The sequence below is a fragment of the Paenibacillus sp. CF095 genome, assembly GCF_900101225.1.
GTDB lineage: Bacteria > Bacillota > Bacilli > Paenibacillales > Paenibacillaceae > Paenibacillus.
The window spans coordinates 217,879-233,278 of sequence record NZ_FMZN01000002.1 but is presented as its reverse complement, the minus strand read 5'-3'; the positions used below and the strand labels follow the sequence as shown (position 1 = coordinate 233,278).

17 protein-coding genes are annotated in these 15,400 nt (G+C 46.3%); 6 read left to right on the top strand and 11 right to left on the bottom strand.

Annotated features, from left to right (window positions below):
- The first annotated feature begins 84 nt into the window (after positions 1 to 84).
- The 3 genes from BLS69_RS20345 to BLS69_RS20335 are packed head-to-tail and all read left to right on the top strand — an operon-like array spanning position 85 to position 2,924.
- Positions 85 to 1,536 carry a MocR-like pyridoxine biosynthesis transcription factor PdxR gene (locus BLS69_RS20345; protein WP_091035600.1) on the top strand — a complete coding sequence of 484 codons (1,452 nt, stop codon included), beginning with the start codon at positions 85 to 87 and terminating at the stop codon, positions 1,534 to 1,536.
- A gap of 12 nt (positions 1,537 to 1,548) precedes the next feature.
- Positions 1,549 to 2,469, top strand: coding sequence for a D-alanine--D-alanine ligase (locus BLS69_RS20340; protein WP_091035598.1), 921 nt, complete (start codon positions 1,549 to 1,551; stop codon positions 2,467 to 2,469).
- The gene (locus BLS69_RS20335) at positions 2,466 to 2,924 is read left to right on the top strand and encodes a GNAT family N-acetyltransferase (RefSeq protein WP_256332369.1); all 459 of its coding nucleotides are present in this window, start codon (positions 2,466 to 2,468) and stop codon (positions 2,922 to 2,924) included. Before BLS69_RS20340 ends, BLS69_RS20335 begins: the two co-directional genes overlap by 4 nt.
- Before the next feature lie 126 nt (positions 2,925 to 3,050).
- Here BLS69_RS20335 and BLS69_RS20330 read toward each other — a convergent pair whose 3' ends face one another.
- The 5 genes from BLS69_RS20330 to BLS69_RS20315 all read right to left on the bottom strand — a co-directional run bounded on the left by BLS69_RS20330 (position 3,051) and on the right by BLS69_RS20315 (position 8,141).
- On the bottom strand, positions 3,051 to 3,836 hold the full coding sequence (locus tag BLS69_RS20330) for a glucose 1-dehydrogenase (protein ID WP_091035595.1): 786 nt from the start codon (positions 3,834 to 3,836) through the stop codon (positions 3,051 to 3,053).
- A gap of 148 nt (positions 3,837 to 3,984) precedes the next feature.
- Positions 3,985 to 5,448: a GNAT family N-acetyltransferase gene (locus tag BLS69_RS20325; protein ID WP_091035591.1), complete on the bottom strand. Its 1,464-nt coding sequence runs from the start codon at positions 5,446 to 5,448 to the stop codon at positions 3,985 to 3,987.
- A gap of 244 nt (positions 5,449 to 5,692) precedes the next feature.
- On the bottom strand, positions 5,693 to 7,150 hold the full coding sequence (locus BLS69_RS20320; protein WP_256332368.1) for a copper amine oxidase N-terminal domain-containing protein: 1,458 nt from the start codon (positions 7,148 to 7,150) through the stop codon (positions 5,693 to 5,695).
- Positions 7,151 to 7,409: 259 nt separating this feature from the next.
- Positions 7,410 to 7,538, bottom strand: a complete 129-nt coding sequence (locus BLS69_RS32640; protein WP_017691584.1) for a hypothetical protein — start codon at positions 7,536 to 7,538, stop codon at positions 7,410 to 7,412.
- A gap of 132 nt (positions 7,539 to 7,670) precedes the next feature.
- A complete protein-coding gene (locus tag BLS69_RS20315) occupies positions 7,671 to 8,141 on the bottom strand; it encodes a DUF1877 family protein (RefSeq protein WP_091035583.1) in 471 nt (156 codons plus the stop codon).
- Between the two features lie 96 nt (positions 8,142 to 8,237).
- Here BLS69_RS20315 and BLS69_RS20310 point away from each other — a divergent pair, with 96 nt between their 5' ends.
- Both BLS69_RS20310 and BLS69_RS20305 read left to right on the top strand, forming a co-directional pair.
- Positions 8,238 to 8,702, top strand: a complete 465-nt coding sequence (locus tag BLS69_RS20310) for a DUF4385 domain-containing protein (RefSeq protein WP_047840920.1) — start codon at positions 8,238 to 8,240, stop codon at positions 8,700 to 8,702.
- Positions 8,703 to 8,806: 104 nt separating this feature from the next.
- Positions 8,807 to 10,114: a VWA domain-containing protein gene (locus BLS69_RS20305; RefSeq protein ID WP_091035580.1), complete on the top strand. Its 1,308-nt coding sequence runs from the start codon at positions 8,807 to 8,809 to the stop codon at positions 10,112 to 10,114.
- Positions 10,115 to 10,136: 22 nt separating this feature from the next.
- Here BLS69_RS20305 and BLS69_RS20300 read toward each other — a convergent pair whose 3' ends face one another.
- The gene (locus tag BLS69_RS20300) at positions 10,137 to 10,952 is read right to left on the bottom strand and encodes an SDR family NAD(P)-dependent oxidoreductase (protein ID WP_091035577.1); all 816 of its coding nucleotides are present in this window, start codon (positions 10,950 to 10,952) and stop codon (positions 10,137 to 10,139) included.
- A gap of 365 nt (positions 10,953 to 11,317) precedes the next feature.
- On the opposite strand from BLS69_RS20300, the gene BLS69_RS20295 reads away from it, so the two are divergent.
- The gene (locus tag BLS69_RS20295; protein ID WP_091035574.1) at positions 11,318 to 11,977 is read left to right on the top strand and encodes a TetR/AcrR family transcriptional regulator; all 660 of its coding nucleotides are present in this window, start codon (positions 11,318 to 11,320) and stop codon (positions 11,975 to 11,977) included.
- A gap of 132 nt (positions 11,978 to 12,109) precedes the next feature.
- On the opposite strand, the gene BLS69_RS20290 is transcribed toward BLS69_RS20295, so the two are convergent.
- The 5 genes from BLS69_RS20290 to BLS69_RS20270 all read right to left on the bottom strand — a co-directional run bounded on the left by BLS69_RS20290 (position 12,110) and on the right by BLS69_RS20270 (position 15,377).
- Positions 12,110 to 13,171, bottom strand: a complete 1,062-nt coding sequence (locus BLS69_RS20290) for an LLM class flavin-dependent oxidoreductase (RefSeq protein ID WP_091035571.1) — start codon at positions 13,169 to 13,171, stop codon at positions 12,110 to 12,112.
- A 155-nt stretch (positions 13,172 to 13,326) separates the two neighbouring features.
- Positions 13,327 to 13,713 (bottom strand): retropepsin-like aspartic protease, encoded by a 387-nt coding sequence (locus BLS69_RS20285; protein ID WP_091035568.1) that lies wholly within the window; start codon positions 13,711 to 13,713, stop codon positions 13,327 to 13,329.
- Positions 13,710 to 13,967, bottom strand: a complete 258-nt coding sequence (locus BLS69_RS20280; RefSeq protein ID WP_047840923.1) for a hypothetical protein — start codon at positions 13,965 to 13,967, stop codon at positions 13,710 to 13,712. Before BLS69_RS20280 ends, BLS69_RS20285 begins: the two co-directional genes overlap by 4 nt.
- Positions 13,968 to 14,076: 109 nt before the next feature.
- On the bottom strand, positions 14,077 to 14,889 hold the full coding sequence (locus BLS69_RS20275; protein ID WP_091035562.1) for a class I SAM-dependent methyltransferase: 813 nt from the start codon (positions 14,887 to 14,889) through the stop codon (positions 14,077 to 14,079).
- Positions 14,890 to 15,035: 146 nt separating this feature from the next.
- Positions 15,036 to 15,377, bottom strand: a complete 342-nt coding sequence (locus tag BLS69_RS20270; protein ID WP_017691576.1) for a zinc ribbon domain-containing protein YjdM — start codon at positions 15,375 to 15,377, stop codon at positions 15,036 to 15,038.
- Between the last annotated feature and the right edge of the window lie 23 nt (positions 15,378 to 15,400).

The following is a 15,400-nucleotide window of genomic DNA, read 5'->3' as shown; positions in this document are numbered from 1 at the left end:
CCACACGCTCAGGGAAACAGAGGTATCGTGGTTCTTTCTGCTGGGTTTATAATATGGCAAGATACCAGTAGAGGGAGTGATGGGATGTATTCCGATCTGAAATTGACGGAGGACCGCCCTGTATATATACAAGTTAAAGATTATATGAAGCGATTGATGCTCAAAGGCGGCCTGCAAGCCAAACAAAAGCTGCCCTCGACCCGTGAACTCAGTACACTCATGAAGGTTAGTCGCAGCACGGTCCTGCTCGCTTATGCCGAGCTTGAAGATGAAGGGCTGATCTATGCAATCAAAGGCAAGGGCAATTACGTCAGTGCCTCCATCGAAACACCTGAGGCAGCAGCAAGCTGGGAACTGGACTGGACGACAGAGGTAAGCGAGTATGCCATTCAGGCAGAGCAGTACGATCTGATGAAACATGGCTCCGGAGCAGAGCGCGGTGAGATATCGTTTACCAGCATAGCACCGGATGAAAAGCTGTTTGATCTGCACAACGTGAAACGGGCTTTTCTGGATCGCATGTCACTTGAAGGCGAAGTACTGCTGAATTACGGATATGCGCAGGGATACAGACCGCTGATGAACTATTTACTACGTTATATGGAGAACAAAGGTGTTGACCTCCGTGGCAAGGACATCCTGATCACCAACGGATTCACGGAAGGTTTCGATCTGGTGCTTGGAGCGTTGCGCAAAAAAAGCGGAAAAGCGCTCTGCGAGAATCCAACGCACCACACGGCGATTAAAAATCTAAAGTTGCACCAGTTCCACCTGACCGGTGTGAACATGGAGCCGGATGGCTTGGACTTGAAGCAACTGGAACATGAACTTGAGGCAAGTCCATATGATCTGGCATATCTCGTGCCCTCCTATCACAATCCAACCGGGATTGTGACGTCCCCTGCAAAACGGGTAGAGATCATCCGGTTGATGAACAAGTATGAGGTACCCATCATTGAGGACGGATTCAATGAAGAATTACGCTATTCCGGTTCCCACGTATCTCCCCTGATCGCCAGCATGGGGAAAGGCAATGGACTGGTGTATCTGGGCAGCTTCTCCAAAGTACTGTTCCCAGGTCTGCGTGTAGGTTGGATTATTGCGGATGCGGCGCTGATTGATTATCTGGAGAGTATGAAACGGGCACGCAGCATCCATACCTCCACGCTGGACCAATCGTTATTGTATCAATATCTGAGCAACGGTAATTTCGAGAAATATTTGAAGCGAGCTCGTACAGAGTATAAGCGAAAATATGAATTGGTTGTGCGTTGCCTGAAGCAGCATCTGCCAATGTGCCGGATTTCCGGTGCGGGTGGTCTGCATCTGTTCGTGCAGTTCCCGTCCGAATACAGAACCCGTGAACTGCTGGCGGCCTGTAAAGTGAAAGGTGTAACGTTCACACCAGGGGATACCTTTTATCTGGAACATGGTCAGGGTGTAAACACGATGCGTCTGGGTTTCTCCAGAGTCAGCGATGAGAATATACGTAAAGGCATTCGCATCATTGGCGAGACAGCAGCTCAAATGAGATAAGGAGGATTTCACATGAAAGTTGGCGTGATTATGGGCGGTACATCTTCAGAACGGGATATTTCACTGCTCACCGGACAGGAGATGATTGCGAATCTCAATAGAGACAAATACGAGGTTGTGCCCATTGAGCTGAACACCAAGCGCGATCTAATCGACAAGTCAGCGGGGATCGATGTGGCACTGCTTGCCCTGCATGGCAAATACGGCGAAGACGGTACGGTCCAAGGCACACTGGAATCTCTGGGTATTCCCTACACAGGTTGTGGTGTGCTTGCAAGCAGTGTATGCATGGATAAAGACATGTCCAAACAACTCATGCAGCATGCAGGTGTGCTTACCGGGGAATGGCTGCGGGTGAACCATATGGAGGAACTGTCCTCCATTGCTGTTCAACAATTAACGTACCCCGTGGTGGTCAAACCCAATTCGGGCGGTTCCAGTATCGGTACCCAAGTGGTGAAGGAAGCTTCCACTCTGCCCGCCGCTGTAGAGGCTGCCCTCGCCTGGGATGACACGGTCATGATTGAACAGTATATCGAAGGTGAGGAGATTACCTGTGCCATTCTGGATGGTAAGATGTTGCCGGTGATCTCCATTCGTTCGAACGCTGAGTTTTTCGACTATGCTTCCAAATACGATGACCACGGGGCCGATGAGCAGGTTGTGCAATTGCCTTTGGACCTTCACAATCGCGTTGAAGCCGCGGCGTTGGCCTGCTATCAGGTGCTCAAATGCAGCGTCTACGCTCGCGTGGATATGATGATTCGGGAAGGCATGCCGTATGTGCTTGAAGTGAACACGCTGCCGGGTCTTACCCGTAACAGTCTGCTGCCCAAAAGTGCATCTGCTGCAGGGATTACTTTTGCAGAGCTGCTGGATACCATTATTGAACTTTCATTGAAGGAAAGACCCAAGGAGGATACAACATTATGAGCCTGGATGTGACGATTAGACATAGCTCCCCTACCGATCTGCAAGATATGGTCATTCTGATGGACCAACTTGGTTATCCCACCACGTACACCGAGATGGAAGAGCGCTATACCCATATCTCTGCGGACGCAAACTTTACTACACTGGTTGCTGAAGCACGCGGACGTGTAGTTGGACTGATCGGATTACAGACGTCTTATCTATATGAAAAGAACGGAAGACACTGCCGTATCTTGGCATTGGTTGTACACGACCAGTTCAGAGGCTCAGGCATCGGCCGTCAGCTCATTCTTGAAGCTGAGCAATGGGCAGCCACGCATAACGTGGATTCCTTGTCTCTGAACAGTGGCAATCGCCCAGAACGTGAAGCCGCACATGAATTCTATCGCCAGATGGGCTTTACAGCCGGGAGTACCGGGTTTAGCAAAAAGCCGCAGATTCTACAGCACACTTAATCTGCGAATAAGTTACACCGAATCCTGAATATCACACCAAAAAGAACGCCCCATCCGCACATTGGCGAAAAAGGGCGTTCTTCAGTATATGTCTATGTCGCATGGATACGCGGTTTGATTATGGGATCAATATTTAGCTGACTGTGCACCATCGATTGGAATAATAGCTCCATTGATAAATGGTGCTTCGCCGGACAGCAAGAAGGCAACGAGACGCCCTACTTCCTTCGGTTCACCCAAGCGTTTCGCCGGGTTGTCCTTAACGAACTCTTTGGATGCTGACTCCCAGTCATTCGGATTGATCTGTTTAAACGAACCGATGACCATATCTGTCAAAATGGCCCCGGGTGCAATTGCATTAATGCTGATCCCGTGCTCGGCGTATTCAATCGCTGCATCTTTGGTCATGCCGGCTACGGCATGTTTGCTCGCTCCGTAGGCAACCAGGTTTGGCACGGCGCGAATCCCACCAACAGAGGACGCGTTCACGATGTAGCCTTCTCCCTGTTTTTTCATCACAGGTAGAACGTGCTTCAACCCGAAAAATACACCCTTCAGGTTGATATCGATAACTTTATTGAACATCTCCGTCTCGTAGTTTTCGATCAGGTTTTGCTTGCCTTCAATGCCTGCATTGTTGAAAAATGCATCGATACGTCCAAACTCATTGACCGTATCGCTAACATACTTCTTCACAGCTTCTTCGTCCGATACGTCACCTTCGATTAACAGAAACTCGGCATGCTTCACCTCATCGGAGATTACACGTTTGGTCTCTTCCAGCGCCTTCATGTTTACATCCACCAAGGCAAGTTTTGCGCCTTCACGTGCAACTTCCACAGCAGCTGATCGTCCAAGACCGGAGCCACCGCCTGTAATCAGGACCACTTTACCCGCAAATCGTTCAGTCATAATCCATAGACCTCCCTTTGCTGTTTTTGACATCCTCCATACGTAAGTAAATACCCATTTCTTCATTTGCTCTAATCTAACGGGGATCTGTTACAACCAGCATCTCAACCGGATTAGTATGCTTCCGTATTCGCCCTGCCATTCGTCCTCAGGACTTCATAGCCTCATAGGCTGCAAGTAATTTCTTTACTTCTACTCCATTGATCTTCATCCCGTTCACTTGACACTGTTCCAACTGCACTCCAGATAGATCGCAATCGATAAAGCGACTTCCCCCAAGATCACAATGCGCCCAATGCATGGGTACACGGTCAGATCCAAGATGTGTATCCTGGAATTGAACGCCATCCAAAGCACAGAATTCAACCTTGCTGTCGGTTAGGCGTAAATCAGCTAGCAATATATTGGTCATATTTAGATTGGTAAATTTGCTTCCACTCAGATTGCAGTCAGTAATCCGACTATTAGTCAGATTACTGGTGCTGTAACGGACTGAGTCCAGATTAGCTTGAACATATTCAACCACTGACTCACCCGAGTCCATGGATAATGCCACGTCACATGTTGGATCAAAAGGATCAATTGACATGTTCTTCTCATATCCAAACTCATCCTCAGATGCATAGATACAAACATATCCCATTTTTTCGTAAAAATGATGATTATCCTGCTGCCGACCTGAGGTCTCCAGCTTCCAGATTTCAATCTGCGGAAATTCAGTCTCAATAAGCCTCATGACTTGAGTTCCCACGCCACGTCCCTGGCATACGGGATCAATATAGATCTTATCAATCCTGGCATGTTTTCGTCCGAGCACGTTAACACTCACTCCGCCGATAGCACATCCATCTGATTCTACAACATAATAATCCCATTCACGGATCACGTAACGATGCATTCGAACTGACGAATAATCAGGCGGGCATAGATTGCTATCGATATCCTTCTCATTATCCGCCCAGACTTTTATGACATGATCAAAAGCACGAGTGCAAATCTCTGTAAGTACAACAGCATCTTCCTGCTGTGCTCGTCGTAAGCGAACTGTACAATGCATCTGCTTCAATTGCGCTGGTTCGGACTTTACTTTGAGCAGTTCAAAATAATCGTAGTTCTCCTGGTCCACTAGCTTTTTGCGAGAGATATAACAAAAACCCGTATGCTCCAGAACTTTGCGTGACGGCTGGTTGTACGGCTTCACAATGCCCACGATTCGATCCAGCAAGGTATGCTCAAATAAATATGCTGTTAGCGCCTGCACAGCCTCTGTGATGTATCCTTTATCCCGGTAATCCCGGGAGATGGCGTAAGACACCTCGCGGTCAGCACAGTCCAGCATGTCATTCGGAAACACACCACACCAACCGATGATATGCTGGTCTTCATTGTGTACAACGGCAAGCAGGATGCGTACATCTTCCGGGTTGAACTGTTCGTAACTGCCAACAACAAATTGTAAAAATTCGCGCAATTGCTCCTCAGTCATCTTCCAATCTGGCAGGATATCTGTGATTTCAGGTTGTTGGGTTAATGCATACACGACAGCCTGATCTTCCAGCGTAAATGGACGCAACGTAATCGAGTTTGAATGGATGAATAATTGACTTTTCATATACAACACCTCTGGGGATTTATTTAGGATGACACAACAAAGAGGAGCACCTCTAATAGAGGCACTCCTCCATCCGTTTCCTCATTTCAGAAACGCCGAAGTTCCTCGTAATGGGTCAAAAGGACACACGTATCCCGTTCATGGTCTAACGGAATTTTTGCGGTGTTCTTTTCACGATCATTACGAGAAATCTGGCATACTCTGAAATCCCCTCTCTTACTAAGGCTTACTTATAACGTCTCACTTAAGGACGGTCAATGTAAATCCAGCCTGTTTCTTGTTCTTTATCTACAGTAGCTCCAAGGGATTCAGCCACAAAGCGCAGCGGCACATACGTCTTGCCGTCCTTGCCTACATAAGCGGATTCCACCATAGTTACTTCTTTACCAGCAACGGTTGCCTTCTTGGAACCTACGGTCAGGACAATCTCATCACCAGTGATGTCGTCAATGACAACGATTTGGTTCGAGCCTTTGGTCCATTTCACTTCAGCATCCAATTCTTCAGACACGTAGCGAAGTGGAACAAATGTTGTATTCTTAACCGTGATCGCCCCAGCGTATTCATCATCCGGGAAGAGCACTACACTTTTACTCGTGATCCCAGCTTCATCTTTCAGCAATTGGTATGCCAGTGAATTGGAATCAAAATTGCGCAGCATCTGTCCAGGCGTAATATCATCCTTCATCAGATCCATAACGCCGCCTGATACATCCACTTCATCAACTGCAACTGTGCCACCGATATTCCACTGTTCACTGTCTCCACTTACGGTTACGGAGTTCACCGGCAGATCTTCGGAAGCCGGCAGCGCTACTTTCAGTTCAAAGTTTTGCTTGCGAATATCCAGCTTGCTGTCGAGATAGAAATCCAATTTCAGTGTGGTACCTGTGCCAAATACCGTTTTGAATTCAGGGGTCTCATTCAACAGGTTGTTCAGCTCCTGATCATAATTGACCAGCATGCTGTCCAGTCCTACTTTGATGATGGCATACAGTGACGCAACGGCTTCATCTTTCGATTCAGGAACGATCGAATTCAGCGTTTCATCTCCCCCGCCTTCAACCTCATTCACAGCTTCCAGTACAGGGTAGAACACATCGTACAGATCGCCAATCAGCTCTTTCAGTCCTTGCTCATCCTTCGAGATACTCGTCAGGAACGGTTTAACCATAGCAAGCATCTCTTCACCACTAACTTCCAGATGCAGCTTGGAGAGGCTAAGCGCTTCGCCATTCACGGATTCCTGTACCGGTGTTACGGAGATGTTCTTCGGATTGGACAGATGCTTCAGGACAAAAGAGAACAGTTTCGGGGAAATTTCCTCGAGTTGTTTCTCCAGAGCCTTCGTATCTACCATTGGAAGAGCCTGTGCATCTTGGAGCGTATCCAGAGATATGTACAGCGGTTTCTGGGCTCCGTCCAGATCAATGACCAATTGGGACTCATTCATGGACAGGTGGAAAGGTAATTTCGTTCCCTCCATGCTCAGTGTACCTTTGATCGATGCTGTCTTCGCATCTTTCATTTTGGCTTGATCAATATCCAGGGATATGGAATTAATGAGTTCGATCATTTCAAGGTCTTTTTCTGTAGCAAATTCCTTAGCCGGTTCTATGTTTATATTCATGGATTGTCTGGATTCACCGGACTTGATACTCGCGCCATTGGCCATTGCTTTGCCAACGTCTACTCCACCCACAGCCTGACATCCTGTAAGAAAAACCATTAAAAGTACTAGTGGCACTGCCATCCATTGGACTAACTTCCGATTCGTAATATGAACTCCTCCTTAGAAAAATATGGTTCATTTCCATTATGAAGGTATAGGTAATTCTTGTAAACGGATACGCAAAAAAATAAACCAAAAGGCCGGAACATGTCCGACCTCTGGTCTATCTATATTTCAGCATATCGTATGTTTCGATAAAACATCCTGCTTCATTATGCAATGCCGGGAGTTATTCTTGCTCCTGATCTTCTGCGAGTTTCTCATCCGTTTCTTCATCTTCCGCAGTTGCGGGAGTCTCGAATTGATCCGGCTCGTCCTCTTGAATCGCTTTGTTCTCTTCGTTCTGATCCTGTGTCATATCGCATTCCCTCTCTTCTACCGGATAGTTATGTCATCAAGGCCTGAGCCTTGTGTCTATCAATAACCCGAATAGGAGCAGTTCAAACCTGTCTCAACGTCGGCCATAGAATTCCCATCATAATTTCAATGCTCACTTAGAAAACATAAAAGATGATCCCGTTCCCACTTGCAGCCGTGGCCTGAAACAAGGCCTGGATATCATCCACAGTCTGAACGATCTCCTGAATGTTTCTTCCGCATCCCAATCTTCCATGACAGGATAGACGCCTTCAGCGATCATCTGGTCCAGACTATACCGTTGCTTCAATTCCTCCGGTGTGAGCTGCTCCAATGCCATGTAGGCTTCCAGCACCTGCTCGTTACTAAGCAAAAATAGATCCATGTCCGAATAGTTTCCCACGTATTGCTCACCTGCGAGAGGCACCACATAACCCAGGGGCGGCTCCCCTTCTAACAAGTTACCGTTCAGCGTGAATTGAAGCATCTGCCACGTTTTATCAATATCCAGATCCACTGCACAATCATGCACACTAATCTCACCTGACTTGATGGATTCAACTAACTCCTTCGTTACCACAAGATATCTGCCGGACATTCCCATACCGCTACCCCTCCTGTGTAATTCCTTCTATTGTTCCCCATTAACCGTGCTTGTTGGTTCAGAATCGGGGTAATCCCTATCAAGGAGGGTGTATACATGAAAAAATTTGATTACAGTCTCAATTATGATGAGTTGGATCTGCGCAAACATCCTGAGCTGTACACCGTAGGCCGAGGTGAGCAGGGCGTGCTGATGGTAGAACCGTACAAAGGCGAGATTCTGCCACACTGGCGATTCAAAACACCCGAGATTGCGACAGAGTCATCGGAGAAGATCTATGAGCTATTTTTGGAGTATAAGAAAAAGGGAGATTTCGTTGGTATGGATATGGCTCGTAAATTTCTCCAGATGGGTTATACACGGGCCAGACGGTATACAAATCACAAAGGAGGACGCAAATACTCGAAGGAGGATGGCTCGATCTTGCCCTATCAGAATGACAAGGTGAAGGCAGAAGCCGCGGCTATATTTAAAGCACAATGGGAGATTGCGAAGACGGATCCAGACTATGTGAAGATGAAGAAGGAGCATCGGGAAAAGTACGAGTCTGATGAGGCGTAGGATCAACGGTGAAAAGATTGACTTATGGAAACATTTGTCTCAGAATCGATCTTGTTACTGTTCATTTTCAACCATTATATTGGAGAAGAGAGGCGCATTCGATTATGACAGATTCGTTCATCCACTTAAACACAGGCCAGAATATCAGTATCAACGAATCCACCCAACTTCAGGTGACCATTCAATGTACATCATCTCCTTCTCCCTTGGATGTTAGCTGCTTTATGGTGAACGAAGAGGGAAAAGTCCCATCTGACGACTATTTTGTATTTTATAATCAGAAGGCTGATCCCCACCACAGTGTACTTCTGCAACAGGCAGATGAACTGCAATCCTCTTTTGTACTGGATACGAATCAATTAAGGCAAGCTCCTGTAGAAAAATGTGTGTTTACGGCTACTCTGGATGCGGAAGGCACATTCGCCAATGTTCAGGCATGTCAGGCGATTGTACGAGCTGGTTCCCAGCAGATTACCTATGAGATCACGCAGGTCACTGCGGAAACAGCGCTTATTTTCATTGAAATCTACAAGTATCGTGACGGATTCAAAGTGCGTGCGATTGGACGAGGTTTCTTTGGTGGATTGCAGCCGCTGGCAGAATCATTTGGTGTTGAGATCGAGAGTAACGATACTTCAGAAGCCGAACAGGTTCTTAACACGGCACGAGCTGAAGTTGCAGCCGCCTCTCCAGAAGCCCTGGCACCTGTTGCTCCACCGAACACGAATCATGCGCCGCTAAACCTGACCAAGATCGATCTCCTCAAACGTAAAGTAACCCTGTCTCTCCAAAAGAAAAAGATTGAACCTATACAGGCACGTGTTGCCGTTGTATTTGACGCATCAGGCTCCATGTACCATCTGTATCGCAAAGGCATCGTGCAAGAAGCCTTCGAGCGTATCCTGGCGATTGCATCAGCGTTTGATGATAACGGGGAGTTGGACGTCTGGTTCTTCGCCAAAGACTTCTTGCGTGCACCTAGCGTCACCGCCAGGGATTTCGAGAATTATATTGAACGCACATATACGCTGGGAAGCAAAGGCGGTACCAATAACGAACCTCCTGTGATGCAGGATGTCATTCGCAAATATACGATCGAGGAACCCGATGTGAAGATTCCAACGTATATTATCTTTTTTAGCGATGGTGGAGTCAGTCAAAAAGGGAAAATCATGCGGCTTATTACCGAAAGTTCAACCAAAAATCTGTTTTGGCAATTCATTGGCCTGGGACAAGCCAATTACGGTATTCTGGAGAATCTTGATGATATGACTGGACGTTTCATCGATAATGCTGACTTTTTTGCTCTCGACGACATCTCCAAGATCAGCGATGAAGAATTGTACGATCGTCTCCTCACTGAATTTCCAGGTTGGATAAAGGAAGCTCGGGCCAAAGGCATTTTGGCCTAAAGCTTTATCCCTATACCACTAATCAGGCTTGTACTTTTTCTGCTTTACCACCCTTGGAACGTGGACGGAGCATACTTCCTACAATTCGCAACATCAACTTGCGTGGCACGAGGCGGGTGAACTGCGCTGTCCAGTAATTACCGGCCCCCGGCACAGCATAAGGTTTGCCTGACTCGAGTGCTCTCATGGCCACCGCCACGACATGCTCAGGTGTATCACGTTTACCCACCGAGGCTTCATCAGCGCCCACTACATCAAAGAACGAAGTCTCGGTTGAGCCTGGGCATAGTGCCAAAAACTGAACGCCACGCTTCCTGTTTTCTTCGTATAATGCCTCGGTAAAAGAAAGTACAAATGCCTTCGTCGCTCCATACACAGCCATATACGGATCAGGTTGAAAGGCAGCCGTCGAAGACACATTAATGACAGCACCATTTTTCTTCTGTAACATGCCTGGCAAGAAAAGATGCGTCATGTTTGTCAAGGCAAGCACATTCAACATAATCTCCTCCTGCTGGCGGGAACCATCCACCTGTTCAAAACATCCATGGGTAGCAAATCCCGCATTGTTGATCAGCATATCGATGTGTATTCCCCGATTCTGACATTCCTCATATACCCTCTGAGGTGCATCGACTTGAGACAAATCCGATACGATCACCTCAGCCCTTACTTGATATGTACGTTCTATACGTTCTGCCAATTGATTCAGTTTGGATTCTGTTCTGGCCACCAGCACAATATTTTTACCCTTGGAAGCCATTTCGAGTGCAAAAACTTCCCCAATACCTGAAGAAGCACCTGTAATAAGTACCCATTGATGCTGTTCTTTTATCATCTCTCATCCATCCTCTATGCATAATTTGAACACTTGTTTTTACTAGGAAACACTGTTTCTGTATAGAATCATCGTAACCAAAATCCATGACGCTGTCAAATACATTTGTTAAATTTGAATCTAGAACGTGGTGCTTACTTATTAAATTCGGATTAAATTGACGTCATCCGGCGTAAAACAGTAGAATGACCATAAGAAAAAAATATATCGACGTACTTTCATAGAAGACAGACCGCATTTAAGCTGAAGTTTTTCTTGCCATCATCGAATCCTTCAGCTCCGCTGAAAACGTATAAATTCTATAATCTTAAGAAAAGGAAACGTAGTTTCTGTTCAACAACAATACGGTTACGAGGATGAAATCAATGAAGGATCTTAATTCGGGTTCCACAGAATCTGCACATACGGTAACAACCTTTCAGGAAGCCAGACTCCAGCACTCGGATAATCTGCGGCAAAATATTGTGCATGCTGCTGCTGCTTTACTGCAAGAGCATGGACCAGAAGCCGTCACGGTACGCCGTGTAGCTGAACGCATGGAGTGCTCCACCAAAATCATATATAACCTTTTTGGCAAAAAAGAAGGGTTAGCCAAACATCTGTATTTAGAGGGATGCTCCCTCATGGCCCAGCGATTTGAAACTATACCCCGGCAGGCATCGTTCGAACAGTATTTCCGTGATCTGGCCTACGTCTACTGGGACTTCGGCATTTCTCAATCCAGCTTCTATCAGCTGATGTTTGGAGGATCTTTTTCCGAATTCAAACCAGATGGAGAAACCTTACAGGGAACAGCGACTGCACTGAAGCAAGTGTCTGCTTTGGTGGAGATTGCCATTGAACAGGGAATGCTTCAGGTACAAGATCCCATGCTTGCGGTTCGGATGATCTGGGCTCCCTTACACGGTGTTATTCATCTGTATTTGGGAGGCCATATTGAGAGCGAAGAAGCTGCCAAAACCCTCTATGATCATACGTTATCCATGGTTATACACTCCCTTGTGAGTACATCTGCGAATGGATAAGCATTAAATCTGTGCTGTTTTAGATACTTTTAGAAGATAAACGAAAAAGGAGCAGGCCCATTGGCGTAATACGCCTAGGGCATGCTCCTTTATTTGGTTGACTCTATCTAGTTCCGTAACGGTTTCAGTCGATTAACGTGCCTCTTGGTTCTCAGCTTCCCAACGTGCAATTTCTTTGCGCACAATTGGAGCGACTTCTTTACCAAGCAGCTCGATTGCTCTCATAACCTCGTTGTGCGGCATTGTGCCAAGGGGGGTGTGCAACATGAAGCGTGTGATCCCGACTTCTTTACGCAGGTAAATAATTTTCTGAGCTACGGTCTCCACATCACCTACATACAATGCACCTTCCAGGCTGCGCGCCGCATCAAATGTCGCACGGCTGTAGTGTCCCCATCCACGTTCACGACCCAGTATGTTCATGACCGCTTGCGCTGGCGGGAAGAATTTCTCCACGGCTTCGTCTGTTGTATCGGCAATGAAGCCGTGAGAGTGAGAAGCAACGGTCAGCTTGGAAGCATCATGTCCTGCATGTGCAGCTGCTTTCTTGTACAGTTCCACCAGTGGTGCGAATTGCACCGGACGACCACCGATAATGGCAAGCACCAGTGGCAAACCGAGCAGTCCTGCACGAACTACCGATTCCTGATTACCGCCACTGCCAATCCATACCGGAAGTTTTTCCTGTACCGGGCGCGGGTAGATGCCCAGATTGTTAAAGGAAGGGCGGTGTTTGCCTTCCCAGGTTACTTTTTCCGAATCACGCAGCTTGAGCAGCAAATCCAGTTTCTCGTCGAATAACTCATCGTAGTCGTTCAGATCATAGCCGAACAGTGGGAACGATTCGATAAATGATCCCCGCCCTGCCATAATCTCTGCACGTCCGTTCGAAATGCCATCTAATGTCGCAAAATCTTGATATACCCGTACCGGGTCATGCGATGACAGCACGGTTACCGCACTCGTCAAGCGAATATTCTTGGTCTGTGAAGCTGCGGCCGCCAGAATGACAGCTGGTGATGAAGCGGCGTAGTCGGCACGATGATGTTCTCCCACGCCATATACATCCAGACCCACCTGATCTGCCAAAACAATCTCTTCAACAACATCGCGAATGCGCTGCGCATGACTGATAAGTTCTCCTGTTTTTACATCCGGGTTTGTCTCCACAAATGTACTAATTCCGATTTCCATTGTCTGTTCCTCCCTGGTATGAAGCGATCCGTTGTTCATCTAACCTATTGTAAGTAGATCACCTTTTGTTATGTATCTTAATATTGAACTATTTTGATAAAAAACACAAGTACCCTCTGTTTCCAGAGGGCACATTTATGTTTATTTTCTATAGATTACAGCTTATCTATACTTAGTTCCATCAGGTTGGCATTAATTACAACACCGGTCTGTTTCATAAAATTAAATCCCAGAATTCCGTCAATCTCCAAACCATAATCCATATTTCCTATTTCAACTTGAAAATCATTAATCGTTGTTCCATCTACAGTTATAGAATCGAGTGACTTGGTGTAAACATACTCTATACCGCCTACACCTCTTATAATATCAACGAGATCATCCTCTTCAGGAACCATTCCTACTTCCCGAACTGCATCTGCATTCAACAATGTACTAGCTGATCCGGTATCCAAAAGGACTTTTTCTAATTGTAGTACTTCTCCTCTAAATTCAAGTTTTATGCTTATGAAGGGTAGACCATAAAACTCTGAAATTTTCATCGAGGACCTCTCATGCCAACATATCGTTCTCTTGCCACAACTTCTGGACGTGAAGTGTGAAAAAAGCAGTATTCCCGTCTGGGATCTTCCTGATGCAATTCACCATAACGTTTTAGTGCCTTTGTAGAATCATCAAATGAATCAATCACTGCCATCTCTTCAATATAACGCTGGCCTTCTCTAGAATGCGCCTTGGTTGCCTCAAAAACGACCCACTCATTAGGGAATCGCTCCTGAACTTCCTTCCATTGCATAGTGACACCTCCAGACCATTAGATAGAGATATTATATCATGTGGAAACAGTATTCCACGGGCTGAAATTCTAAAATACATAGATTTTTAGAGCATTGCCTGTAAGTCTATTATTTCTTCCTCCCGATGTACAGCAGATGCGACGAGATTCCCAATATGGAAGGGTCTTTGGCGGCTTCGATCATATATTGCATGAGTTCATCGTACTCGCCACGCTCTTTCCAGTATTGCTGCTGCTCGTCCGTGAGCATCGCTCTAAGGCTGGATGAACCAATCAAATCAACGGTTTCAAATCCATGTTGCTCCATGAAGGGCGTAACGTCCTGAATATTAAAATAGTATGCTCCCGTAAATCGTCCTTGATCCTGATGATCGAATCTACCCTTTTCCACAAAAGAATGGATTGCTGCCATGTTATCATTCGGTTTCCAGTGCTGCGGAGATTGCAGCGAATTGATACTCATGCGCATTCGGCTCTGCATCGCTACAAACACCACGCCTCCTCGCTTGGTCACACGGTACAACTCCTGTACAGCAGCCATCCGCTCTTCGTCTGTCTGCAGATGATATAACGGCCCCAGCATAAGGGATGCATCATATTTCTCGTCAGCCATACCGGAGAGCGAAGTGGCATCGAGGACATGGAATCCATCGAATTGCTGTGTCAATCCAAACTCCTGAGCCTTTTGCCGCGCAGTATCCACGGAGGAAGGTGTCAGATCCGATAAAGTGACTTGGTATCCCAGCTTCGCAAGCTCCATGGCATACTTTCCTGGTCCTGCGCCATTATCCAGAATACAACCAGTAGCGGGGAAATGTTCCCTGATGTAATGCATGTTAATGATGAATTCAATTGGTTCCCGCTCCAGTCTGCCCCACTCATCAAACCCGGAATAATATTTAATAATATGATCTCTCTTCATCGCTCTGACACCTGCCTTTTCTTATATGTAGACCACCTAACCATGTTCAAAATTAAATTCCAACCAGTATATATCTACTAAATATTTCCTGTCAAACAAAAAAACGTTCAATTTCCATTGAATGCGGAACTGAACGTTTTTCGATCTTATATCTTTTTCACAAACTCAGATTTCAACTTCATTGCACCCAAGCTGTCGATCTTGCAATCAATATCATGATCCCCATCAATTAGGCGAATATTCTTCACCTTCGTGCCCTGTTTAACTACAAGCGAGCTACCTTTTACCTTCAGATCTTTAATGACGGTAACGGTATCGCCATCACTTAGCACATTTCCGTTGGCATCACGGATTACTTTTGCATCCTCTGCGTTATCATTGTCTGCTTCCAAAGACCATTCATGCGCACACTCCGGGCAAACCAGCAGGTTACCATCCTCGTACGTGTACTCCGAATTACATTTGGGGCAGTTAGGCAAATTAGACATATGTATTAAACTCTCCATTCTAC